This window comes from Dasania marina DSM 21967 (genome assembly GCF_000373485.1).
GTDB lineage: Bacteria > Pseudomonadota > Gammaproteobacteria > Pseudomonadales > Dasaniaceae > Dasania > Dasania marina.
In genome coordinates this window covers 73,855-86,155 of the sequence record NZ_KB891591.1, presented here as the reverse complement: position 1 = coordinate 86,155, position 12,301 = coordinate 73,855, and the positions used below count along the sequence as shown (strand labels likewise).

Here is a 12,301-nt window from a genome sequence, read left to right as displayed (position 1 = left end):
ACGCAGGCTAATAATAGAAACAGGCTTAACATCGAGTTGTTGACTACAGCTATCACTCTAAGCCCAGTAAATTCTAGCAAGGTACAATATAAACCTAGGGCCAGAATTAAGAATAGGACCAGTTCAAGTTTGCCGGTAGGGCCAGAATGGATGAAGGGTTTAAAACGACAATAGGCGCTATCACTAGCGCCTATTCAGCTTACAAAAGAGAAATTATTTAATGGCGTAAATATTTATCGTACCAAGCCACATTGCGCTGCATTCTATCGATAAGATAACTGGGCACTGTAATACTATGATATTGGCCGGGGTATATCACCAGTTGGGTATCTACCTGTAAGGATTTTAGCGCTTGGTACATTTGCTCTGCCCCTAGGCAGGGCACGTTAAAATCTTTTTCGGAACACTGATATAAAGTGGGTGTAGTGATTTTATGAGCCTGTAAAAAAGGAAAACTTACGCGCTGATAAATTTCACTATTATGCCAAGGGGTGCCCAGCTCGTACTCATACTCCCTGCTGTATTGATCATGGCCGTAGGTGCCAAAAATATTAGCGGTGCCAGCACCACTAACTGCGGCTTTAAAGCGGGTATCGGTGGCAATAACATAATTGCTTAGCATGCTACCGTAACTCCAGCCGCCTATGCCCATGCGATTTTTATCAACTATGCCTTGCTCTATTAAATAATCACTACCCGCTAAAATATCACTGGTATCAACATTGCCCCAGTCGGCATAAATTGCTTTGGAGTAATCAAAACCCTTGCCCGAAGAACCACGCGGGTTAATGCCCACTACCGCATAGCCTTTGGCAGCGTAGATTTGCCAGTCACTCATAAACTCATAACTAAACTGATAAACGGGGCCACCATGTACACGAAAAATAGTAGGCACTGCCTGCCCTGCTTGATAACCGGCAGGCAACATTAATAAACCACCTATCTCATGGCCATTGTTGTTAAAGCTAAAGGCTTGCGTGTTAGCTAACTGCAGGTCTTGCAGCCAATCATTGTGGTGACTTAATGGCCGCATGCCTTTATCTAAAGCCATTAGTTCAAAGGGCCGCTGGGTATTGCTGTTTAACAACGCAATCTGGCCATTGCCAGAAATATCGTAATCTAGGCTGAAGTGCTCGCCTTTATTGAGGTAATTAATACTGCCGCTAGCTGCATCTATCTTTGCCAAGCTAGTGTATCTATCTTGCTCAATTAAGGCATAAATAGACTGGCCATCGGCGGACCATTTGGGCAGGTAAAAGAATCTATCTATGCGCGCCAACTGACGAACTTTTTTAGTGCTGATATCGGCCACGCTAAGTTGGCTGGGTGCATAGAAAAACCATTTACTTTCGTTGCTAGTTAGCCACACTAATTGTTGGCTATCGGGCGACCATTGCGGTGGCGAGGCCCAATAGGGATCGACATCGGTGGCACTATCATGGCTGATACGCTGTGGTGAAGCCCCTGCTTTAGCCTGCACAATAAACACATCGCTATCGGCATGGCGGTCGGCATCCAAGCTGGTTTTATTGGGGTCCTTAGTCACATAGGCTATCCACTGGCCGTCTGGCGACCACGTAGGCATCCAATAATCCTGATTGCCAGCCAGTAACGTGGTGGTTTTTTTATTTTTACTATTAACAATAAATAAGTGGCTGCGTTGCGTGGTTAAATACCCAACCTCGTCTAACATAAATTGAAAACGATCTATCACTATAGGTGGCGCGGTGCCCGCCTTATTAGGCTGCTGTATATTAGCCCAAGCCGATACTACCAGGCGCTGGCTGTCGGGAGCCCAATCAAATGCTATTACCCCACCCACAATATGTGTTAACTGCTTAACACTACCGCCACCGGCTTTCATCATAAAAACCTGGGTGCTTTCATCCTCTTTATCACTGGATAAAAAAGCGATGTGCTTACCATTGGGGCTGTATTGCGGCGCCCACTCGCTGCGTTCTTTAGTAGTGGTTAGCGGTTTGGCTTTGCCACCCTGATAGGGCACGACCCATAAATCGCTATGGTATTTATCCAACTCACTATTCACCTTATTAACCACATACACTAGCTGGCTGCCATCGGGTGAAAAGTTAGGGGCGCTAACATCGGCCAAGCGATTAAGGTCGGCTATTTGCATAGCGCGCAGCGAGCCTGCCTCTTCACTTGGTTCTGCCCTTGGTTCTGCTTTTGCCCACGACGCGCTAGTGCACAACAGTGACGCTGCGAGACAGAGTATTATTTTATTCACGGTTTAACCCTCAACAATCAACGATTTTATTCTTGGCTAATGTCTTTGATCAGCGCATACCATATACCCATGGATCTAGGCAGGTTATGCACCGCCACGCGCTCATTTAAGCCGTGGGCAAATTCATCGGAAGACTTTTGAAAAATGGTGGAAAGGGTATAGCAAGGTATGCCCGCTGCGCGAAAGTGCAAGGCATCGGAAGCCCCCGAAGCCATGTGCGGAATAATAGGCAGGTCGGGAAAATAAGGATGTATAGACCTAGCCACCGCATCGAATACCTCTTTACGCATGGGTGAGGCATCACTCTCTTTGGGGCTATCTAAAACCTGCCACTGCAACGCTTTATTAGCCATGACTTTTTTTAGTGTATCCAGGGTTGCTTCCACGCCTACACCGGGAAAGATACGGCAATTGATAGTGGCACTAGCCGACTGCGGCAACGCATTTTCGGCATGGCCTGCCGATAATAAGGTGGCCACACAGGTGGTGCCTAAGGTGCCTACATAGTCGGGTTTACTGCGTAACAGCTTAATAGCCTGCTCTTTATTACGCCCTTGCACAAAATTGCTCATGGCCTTGCCTAGCTCACCGTCGATTAGCGGTGCGGTTTGGCGAAAAAACTCACGGGTTAATTCACTTTCCATCACTGGGAATTGAAAGGCATCTAGTTTGATTAAGGCTTGGGCCAAGTCATAGATGGCATTATCTTTTCTGGGTAATGAGCTGTGGCCGCCGGGGTTGCTGGCCGTGACTCTAAAGGAGGCGTAGGTTTTTTCGGCCATATCGATAGTAAAAGAAACTGCCTCACCCGACTCGCTAAGCAAGCCACCGCCGCCATCGGCGACTATGGCATATTCAGCATCAATTAAAGCGCGGTGCTCTATTGCCAAGGCCTGGGTGGTAAGCATTTGGGTTTCTTCATCGCCGGAAAAAGCCAGTATTAAGTCTCTGGCGGGCTGGTAGCCCTCGGCTTTTAAGCGCATAAAGGTGGCGCTTAATACCGACACCGCAAATTTATTATCGGCAACCCCGCGGCCAAAAAAATAGCCGTCTTCTTCAATTAAGGTATAGGGGTCGCGCAGCCAGTCTTGTGGCAGGGCATCCACCACGTCCATATGGGCGGATAGCAATATGGGTTTTTGAGTAGCGCCGGGGCGGGCTCTATACCTCACCACCAAGGCCACGGTATCAGCCACCGGCAGTATCTGTATATCCTGCTGATCAAAACCGGCTGCTAAGAATTGCTTTTGTAAATAGTGGGCTAGCTCTGGCACCTTGCCATAGCCCTCTACGGTGCGAATGGCTATGCTATCGCGCAATATACTCAAGGCTTTGTTTTGGCTGCTGCTAACCACGTTTTCGGCGGCTGATGACAATAACGGCCACCAACACAGCATGGCCACTAGATAATAAATTCCGCGTTTGCATCCCATTGCTTTTCCCTCTTATTAACTCTTTTATTAACCATTATTAATAGCGCTAATGCACAGGCATTAGTATCGCTATTGATAGTAGACGAGTAATAAGCAATAAGCCGCATTAGCGACTTATTATGGAAGGGAAATAACAGTATGGGGCAAGTTATTAGATAACGTGCAGGTTGGTGCTATTGTTGGGCATATCTTCTAACACTTCTCTGGAGTCTATATCGGCGCAGACTATTTCGGAGACCCATAGCCACTGGCCGTTTTCCTGCCGCTTAAGTACCGACTGGCAGGCACCGCACATCATTTCATTGCCATAGGGCTCTTGAAACACGCCATGCCATTTTAATACGTGGTAGGCCATATCACCGTAAACCACCACATCGACGGTTTCGTAATTTAGCTCTAAGGGGTTGCCGACGTTTAGCCATAGCTCATAGATTTTGCGTATCTTATCGTGGCCTTTGGCAATAATACCGTCAAAGCTAATCATTAGGGCATCGTCGCTGTAGTGGCGAAGAATGTCATCTATATCGCCATTTAAATAGGCCCTACCCCAACTGCGGGTATGGTCAATAATAGCTTCTCTATCTGTCATGGGGGGCTCTGCTGTTTGCTTAATATTATTGTTATGGTACTACGCTAGGGGGTTATTCTAGGGCTTCTACTGTATACCCCTTTTTAGCCAGCTGTTCAAGCAGGCCATCCTCACCAACTAGATGCAAGGCGCCGACTAGCACTAACTCTGTGGGGGCAGAATGTAGCAGCGCCTGCAGTGATTGCATCCAGGCTTGGTTACGCTGCACGATAAGGCTGTGATAAATACTGGGGAAGTCTTGCTGTAGCGGTAATAGCGCAATGCGGTTTAGCGTGGCTACATCGCCGCGCACCCAAGCTTGCTTAAGCTGCCGCATCATCGCCCCTAGGCTTTCCATATCGCTGAGTGAGTACTGCACAAACTCATCTTCACGACCCTCACCCAAGGTGGCAATAAAGTCTAGCTGCTGGGCAACGCTCTCTAACTGTCCGGTGCTTTTATTATCGCTGCGAGCCTTGCCATAAAAAAACGCATCCACCCCTATTTCACCTAAGCCCAAGCGCTTAAGCTCTGCCAGCGTTAGGCTCATAATCACCATGGAGGGCTTAAAGCCATCCATATGCGCTATATCCAAACCTCGGCTGCCAGCATACTGCCGCAGGGCCTGATAGGTGGCCGGGGCTAACACACTGCTTAAGCTGCGGCCGTCGCGGTAACTCATGGCTTGTAATAGTTCGGCCTGAAAGCCCTGCCCCTGCATAGCGCCCATATCGGTTTCAAACACCAAATGGCTAGCCGCCTGATAAGCACGGTCAAACGCTGCTGGTAGGGGGTAATCTTGCTGGGCTAGCACATGCACGGTGCCGGCTAAATACAGCTGCTTATCGCCATGGCTAATCTTCCACACCGGCGCCGCAGCCTGTGTCAGGCTGGCATAAGCCATCAAAAATACAATCGCAACTCTTAACATGGCCAGCCTTCACACCTTAGTAGCTTAGTAATATCTAGTAGTCATCATTGGGGCGGCGAGTTTAACAGATAGTTAACAGATAGGTGCTCACAGGCTTATTCAGCGAGCTGCTATTAACGAGCGGTTAAACGCGGCTCGCCTAGCATTTTTAGCTTGGCCTTGTTGCCCAGCCAGTATTGCGGGTTGGAGTGGGTGAGATTGCGCTGTGCCTCCATGCTCTCAATAATCGGGCGGGCACCGTCTAAAGCCTCTAACACCCCTACTCCTGAGGCCATTTGCCGCTTAAAAATAGCCTCGCCGTAAAAGGTAAAATCACGGTTATCGGCACATCCAAAAGAGGTGTTATAGGCATCTGCGGCGGTGGCAATCACGCTGTAATCCGTTTTTAATGGCGCGATAAATCCCCCGGCGTAACAAGCTGACACCACCACTATGCGCCATTTGATACCTGCCTCATCGAGCATTTGCCGTATCTCCTGGCCGTCAAAATCTTTTACGGTATGCGGCGGAAAGTCTACCGACAACTGGTGCTGCCGCGAGCCGTGAGAGCTCAGATACAAATAGAGCACATCCTCCTCGTTCATTTACTCGCCCACGGCTTTCAATACCCGCGCTAGATTATTATCACTGGCTACTAGGTGGCGGCTAGTGGTTTTACTATTATTAATCAGCGCTACCGAGCGGCCAGCCGTTTGATAACTAGTATCAAATAATTGCTGGGCATACAGTGTTTCTTTCATAAACACATCTTGCTTGGCATCACCGGCAAAGCTAACAAAAAAATAAATCGGTTTGCCCTAGCACCCCTGCCGAGATGTTATCGGCAAAGCTCGCGATTAATTCAGTTTGCGACCCTTTGACGCTATTATTAAAAACATTGCCCTTACCAAACAAACGACTTTCTATATCTTCATAGGCCAGTAACTCTGGCTTTTTATCGGAAAAATAAACTCGTCCCTGTTCATCTACCCACTTATAGATACCTGCTAGGCTAAGCTGTGCTAGCAACAGTAATAAACTGCCTATTATTATTTTCATACAACATCCTGTTTATTTTTTATTATTGTGTTTTTATATTTATTCGACCAGCATTTTCCATAGGGTGCCGGCCCTAGCGCTACCTTTTCTAGGCGCGTTATAAAACTGTACATAATCGTCCGCTGCCGCCTGAGGATTTAAGCGTATGCCCCATAACGGGGCAATAGTATTGGGCAGCATGGAGTAACGTATATCAATAATTTGATACGAATTAGTTGGATCTAAAGCGACAAACCCCGCCGAGAACCAGCGAAAGCGCTCTATATCTTTAGCTTGCTGGCTGGCCGTATCCAACCAAGGTAAATCTCTCTGTATATCCAAACGGGGAATGCTTACACCCGGCCACAGCGTATTGCCACTTAGCCCCAGCCTAGTGGCCGCCACATAGTAATGATCATCCGCTTGATAAATGATTTTCCATAGCAGTAAATTGGCAAAGCTAGGCTTAACCTCTATAAACGTCGCCTGCTGCCCTCTATCAACAATTAAATTTTTAGCCACTGCCAGCGCACGTTCATGCTGCACATAGCCCAAACTAAAATACAGAGTAGCCCAAGCCAGCGCGCCATAACAATAACAGCGTTTTTTGCTGGCGGCCGCCAGCGCTATCAAAACAAGCAAAGGCAAGGTAAACAGAGGATCGATAATAGAGATAATATCCCAGGACACGCGATAATGGCTAAAGGGCCACAGCAATTGCGTGCCATAAGAGGTGCAGGCATCTAACAAGCCGTGAGTAGCATAGCCCAACAAACACCACATATAGCTTTGTTTAAAACGCAGCTGCCAATAACGCCCTAGTAATAGATGCAGTAACAGCGCACAAAACAAGGCGCCCAAGGGTATGAAAATAAGTGAATGGCTAAAATGGCGATGATATTCCAGCGCTAACAAACTATCGCTGGAGGATTTTATCAACACATCCAAATCAGCGGCCATACCAGCCAGCGCGCCAAAGACGGCAGCCTTAGCTAATTGTTTTTTATTCGCTATCGACTGAGCGGCAGCGGCACCCAGTACGGCTTGTGAAAGTGGATCCATGATGGCCTTACGATATTAACGCGATGACGATACCTTCCCTGGCGTCGCTAACAGGCTTATGTGTTAATTTTTATTTTATGGTGTCACTGTCTAAACGGCAGTGTTGGCTTACTTGCGCTAGATCTAACAATTCGCGTAAGGCGACCGAGAACATAGCAAAGTCGGTGCCGATAGCACTCCTAAGCTCATTAACCATATGCATCCAACGCTCCACCAATAGACGGTGCTGTTGCTGCCACTGCTCTATGGCCTCATCAAGGCTTTGCTCCGGCCTAGCACAGCTGAGCACAGACACCACGATAGTGCGCACCTGCGACTCCAAATCATCCATAAAGGCCTCTCTCGCCATAGCCTGCCAGTAGTTTTCTACCGCCACCTCAGAAATTTGACCGGCAAACCAATGAAAGCTTAACTTGTCACCTAAAATAAAATAGGTTTCGGCGACACGGGTAGCACTCTGGCCACTCAGCCTAGCGGCCTCCACCATATTCAAGCCTGATTGAATAACCGGCGAAGCCGCTCTGCCCGCCATAGCATCGCTTAGGCCATAGCCTTTTAACTCCGCATATTCTTTTTCCCACAGTTTTTTCTGCTCACCACGTAATAAACCTGGCATTACTTCAATAATCTCATGTAGAGATTTTTCAAAGGCATCACGCTCCTGCTGCGGATTTAAGCTGCCGCGACGGTTGCGTAAAAACCAGCGCGTGGCTCGCCTTACGCGGGTAGCAATACGCGCCATTAAACGCATTTGCAGATCGGCGCTAACTTCATAATCGAGTTTTTCTATTTCACTCCACCACTCTTCTAAATGGTAAATATCCTTAGCGGTAATATAGGCTTTGGCTACATGGCCAGGCTTGCAACCTGTAGCGGCCATTAAACGCTGGCAAAAGCTAATCCCCATAATATTAACCATGTCATTGGCAACCTGGGTAGCTACTATTTCTTTACGCAAACGGTGCGCGTATATTTTATCTTTATATTTTTTACGCAACGCCGTAGGAAAAGCATTCTCTACCGAGGTAACCACATAGGGATCGTTACTAACATCCGACTGGCTTAAGGTTTCTTTCAGCATAACCTTGGCATAGGATATTAGTACCGAAAGCTCGGGCCGGGTAAGCAACTTGTTTTCGTTGTAGCGTTCGATAATTTCTTCGTCGCTGGGTAAAAACTCTAACGCTCTGTTAAGCTGCCCAGACTCTTCGAGGTCGATAATAAAACGCCTGTACTCGCCTATGCGATGCCTACCCTGATGCTCAGCCAAACTAATCGCCTGGGTTTGCCTATAATTATTTTTCAGTACCATCTCAGCAACATTGTCAGTCATTTTCACTAACAATTTATTGCGCTGTGTTTCGCTCATATCGCCGTTGGCTACTACTTCATTAAGTAGTATCTTGATATTCACTTCGTGGTCAGAACAATCCACCCCAGCAGAGTTATCAATAAAGTCGGTATTACAAGCACCACCATTAAGGCAAAACTCTATGCGCCCTAGCTGGGTCAATCCCAAATTGCCACCTTCACCAAACACCTTACAGCGCAACTCACCACCATTAACCCTGAGCACGTCATTAGCTTTATCACCCACGTCAGCATGGCTTTCTTTCGAGGACTTCACATACGTCCCTATACCGCCATTCCAAATCAAATCTACCGGTGCTTTTAGCAAACGGTTAATAAAATCTGTAGGGGTTAAGCTTTTATCTTTAACCGCAAAAATCTCTCGCATCTCCTTAGTAAGGGGGATGGATTTGGCCGAGCGATTAAACAGACCACCACCCTTAGAAATGAGCTTTTTGTCGTAGTCCTCCCAATTGGTTCCGGGAGTTTCAAATAGACGTTTGCGTTCTATAAAACTTTTTGCTGGGTCCGGGTTTGGGTCTATAAAGATATGCATATGGTTAAAGGCGGCGACCAGCTTAATATGCTCAGACATCAACATGCCATTGCCAAACACATCCCCGGCCATATCACCTATACCGATAACGGTGAAATCTTCGTTCTGTACATTGATTTCTTTTTCTTTAAAGTGTCTTTGTACCGACACCCATGCACCACGGGCGGTAATACCCATGCCTTTGTGGTCGTAGCCCTGGCTACCGCCAGAGGCAAAGGCATCGCCCAACCAAAAATTATATTCGGCTGATAGACTATTCGCTATATCGGAAAAAGTAGCCGTACCTTTATCGGCAGCAACTACCAGATAAGGGTCATCTTTATCCATGCGCACCACTTGCTCGGGCGGCACCACACCCCCCTCGGCCAAGTTATCGGTGACATCAAGCAAACCACGTATAAACATTTTGTAGCAGGCTATGCCCTCTTTCATAAACGCTTCACGACCACCTTCAGTGGGCAGTTGCTTAGCAACAAAGCCGCCTTTAGCACCACTGGGCACGATGACAGCATTTTTAACCTGCTGTGCTTTTACTAAGCCCAACACTTCGGTGCGGTAATCCTGAAATCGATCCGACCAACGTAAACCGCCCCTAGCCACTTTACCGCCCCGCAAATGCACACCCTCTACTCTGGGGGAATAGACAAAAATCTCAAACAACGGCCTAGGTTCGGGAATATTGCTAATCTTTCTAGGGCTTAATTTAATAGACATATAAGGCTTGTGCTGTCCATCGCTATCGGTTTGGAAAAAGTTGGTGCGCAAGGTGCCATTAATCATCTCTAGATAACGGCGAAATATTCTATCCTCGTCAAGATTCTCTACTGACTCTAGGGCCAACAGTATTTTTTCTTTTAAACGCTCTATGCGATCAGCACTTTTTTCCGTGAATTTATTCACCCGTGGATCAAACATGGATTTAAACAAGGCCACTAAATTACGGGTAATATCTAAATGATTAGATAAGGTGCTCGCCAAATAACTTTTGGGGAAGTTAAACATGGTTTGCTTCATGTAATTGGCGTAAGTTCTTAGCAAAGCCACTTCACGCCAGTTTAAGCGCGCACCTAACACTAAGCGATTAAACGCATCACTATCGGACTCCCCAAACCAAACCGCTGCAAACGCCTCTTGGAAGTTACTTTTTGCAACATTAACATCAATGGCTACCGGCAAACCAAACACTAAAAAGAAGTCGTGTATCCAAACTGTAGAGCCATCTTTGCGAGTCACTTTATAGGGATGTTCGCCCACTACCCGTAGCCCCAGATTTTCTAACATCGGAACGACTTCCGAAAGTTCAATAACACCCTCTTTACTAAATATTTTAAAACGCAGATCGTCCTCATCAGAACCTTGGTACTGATAAAAACTCATCGCAATATTAGTATTACCTTTAATGGTATTAATTATCTCTATATCGTCTACCGCTAACTTAGCATCAAAATTCTCTTGGTAAGAGCTTCGAAAGGCTGTGCTGTAATCATCAAATAGACTAACCCCTTGCTCCTCACCATGAGCCTCACAAAGAGCCTCTAATAAGTGGTTATTCCAGGTGCGCGTTAATTCGACTATTTTTTCTTCTAACTTTTTGACATCATATTCAATAGGAATATCAGGATCTACTTTAAAGACTATATGTGTTCTGGCTAATATGGATTCCGAAAAATAGGTGGTGAACTCATCGGCAACAGCCCCTATTTCTTCACCTATTAAACGCTGCACTTGTTTTCTTAAGTCGGAACTAAATACATCCCTAGGCACATACACTGTGCTGGTAACAAACTTGCCGTAGCTATCTTTGCGCATAAATAAGCGCACCATGTGGCGCTCATTAATAAATGCAGCCTCTAACGCTGTTTCGTATAACTCACTCACACCACTTTGGAACAACTCGTCCCTGGGGAAGGTGTCCAAGGTTTGTCTTAGCAACTTACCCTCGTAGCTATTAGGATCCATGCCTGAGCGATTCAGTACTTCGTCATATTTTTTCCTAATTAACGGTATTTTAGTAGGACTTAACATATACACCGGTGAGGTGTATAAACCTAGGTAGCGGCATTCACCGCAAACATTGCCTTTTTCATCGTATTTTTTAACAACGATATAATCAGAATATGAGGGCCTATGTACTCTGGATCGCACAGAGGATTTTGAAAAGGCTATTATTTGAGTAGACAGATGATAACGGGTCATGCCGGGGTTGAAATCGTCTGCCGATATACTTTTATCAGTGGTTTTATCACATTTAAATAAACCTAGACGCTTATCGGTTAGCTCTCGTAAATGTTTTTTGCCTTTAACTTTGTAAAACTCGTATTCGGAATAGCCTAAAAAGGTAAAAAATCCACCCGCCGTCCACTGTAAAAACTCGTTGCTTTCAGCTACATCTTCTTCAATTTTAGCGGTGGCAGCTTTAACCAAACTTAGGTTTTCTATGGTTTCTTTAACCTGCGCTAATACCGGCGAATAATCATCTACCGCTAAGGCCACCTCTTTAATAACGGCAGCCAAGTCTTTAGACAGCTCTTTTAGCTCTTTCTCAGAGCTGTGCAGATTGATTTCAAAATACATTAAGGCTTCTTTAGCTACACGCCTGCCTTTACTGCTTGTTGCTGGCGTATTCTTAGCCAACACCTCTATCAGTTCGCCCTTGCCGTCTCTGGCTATCGTTAATACCGAACTGCTAATACTGTGTATAGCAATATTGCGACGGTTAATTTCCATGCGCAGCGAGTCAACTAAAAAGGGCATGTCGCGCATTTGCACCATAATGACGGTGTGGCCACACTGCCAGCCATGCTCACTAACACTGGGGGTAAATATGCTAATACTGGGTTGTTTGCGCTTGTAATTTTGTATAAATTCCCACCAGCCATGCACTCTGCCAAACAGACTGTCCCATTCCTTACCTTCTAACTCTGAGTGTGGGAACAAGGCGTAATAACACTCGGCAAAATGCTGCACCGCCTTGGCTTCTTTCGCCTTAAGATGCGTGGCTATGTGTTGGTTGAATGTGCTGATGAATGCTGTTTTATCCATGGGGGCGACGGTAGTGGTATCCACAATAAATGACTCTCTTATTAGTTCGCGAGATATTGGTCTATGAAAATACGGCCTGACTCGATACGACTGG

At 46.4% G+C, this 12,301-nt stretch carries 9 protein-coding genes; all 9 read right to left on the bottom strand.

The genetic code is table 11. The annotated features are described in order from the left end of the window. Window positions 1-217: 217 nt before the first annotated feature. Complete coding sequence (locus B067_RS0118520) at window positions 218-2,248, bottom strand: S9 family peptidase (protein WP_205620004.1); 2,031 nt, start codon at window positions 2,246-2,248, stop codon at window positions 218-220. Window positions 2,249-2,274: 26 nt separating this feature from the next. Continuing rightward, entirely contained in the window at window positions 2,275-3,681 is a 1,407-nt protein-coding gene (locus B067_RS0118515; protein WP_051083884.1) for a M20/M25/M40 family metallo-hydrolase, read from the bottom strand. A 151-nt stretch (window positions 3,682-3,832) separates the two neighbouring features. Next, the gene (locus B067_RS0118510; protein WP_019531590.1) at window positions 3,833-4,270 is read right to left on the bottom strand and encodes a YybH family protein; all 438 of its coding nucleotides are present in this window, start codon (window positions 4,268-4,270) and stop codon (window positions 3,833-3,835) included. Window positions 4,271-4,322: 52 nt separating this feature from the next. Next, window positions 4,323-5,180: a TraB/GumN family protein gene (locus B067_RS0118505; RefSeq protein WP_156820906.1), complete on the bottom strand. Its 858-nt coding sequence runs from the start codon at window positions 5,178-5,180 to the stop codon at window positions 4,323-4,325. Window positions 5,181-5,293: 113 nt separating this feature from the next. Further along, window positions 5,294-5,764, bottom strand: coding sequence for a C13 family peptidase (locus B067_RS21515; protein WP_019531588.1), 471 nt, complete (start codon window positions 5,762-5,764; stop codon window positions 5,294-5,296). Further along, a complete protein-coding gene (locus B067_RS21915; protein ID WP_019531587.1) occupies window positions 5,765-5,920 on the bottom strand; it encodes a hypothetical protein in 156 nt (51 codons plus the stop codon). A gap of 31 nt (window positions 5,921-5,951) precedes the next feature. Further along, window positions 5,952-6,218: a DUF4124 domain-containing protein gene (locus B067_RS0118490; RefSeq protein ID WP_019531586.1), complete on the bottom strand. Its 267-nt coding sequence runs from the start codon at window positions 6,216-6,218 to the stop codon at window positions 5,952-5,954. Window positions 6,219-6,257: 39 nt separating this feature from the next. Then, window positions 6,258-7,259, bottom strand: coding sequence for a metal-dependent hydrolase (locus tag B067_RS0118485; RefSeq protein WP_019531585.1), 1,002 nt, complete (start codon window positions 7,257-7,259; stop codon window positions 6,258-6,260). 70 nt (window positions 7,260-7,329) lie between these two features. Next, window positions 7,330-12,231 (bottom strand): NAD-glutamate dehydrogenase, encoded by a 4,902-nt coding sequence (locus B067_RS0118480; protein WP_019531584.1) that lies wholly within the window; start codon window positions 12,229-12,231, stop codon window positions 7,330-7,332. Window positions 12,232-12,301: the final 70 nt, after the last annotated feature.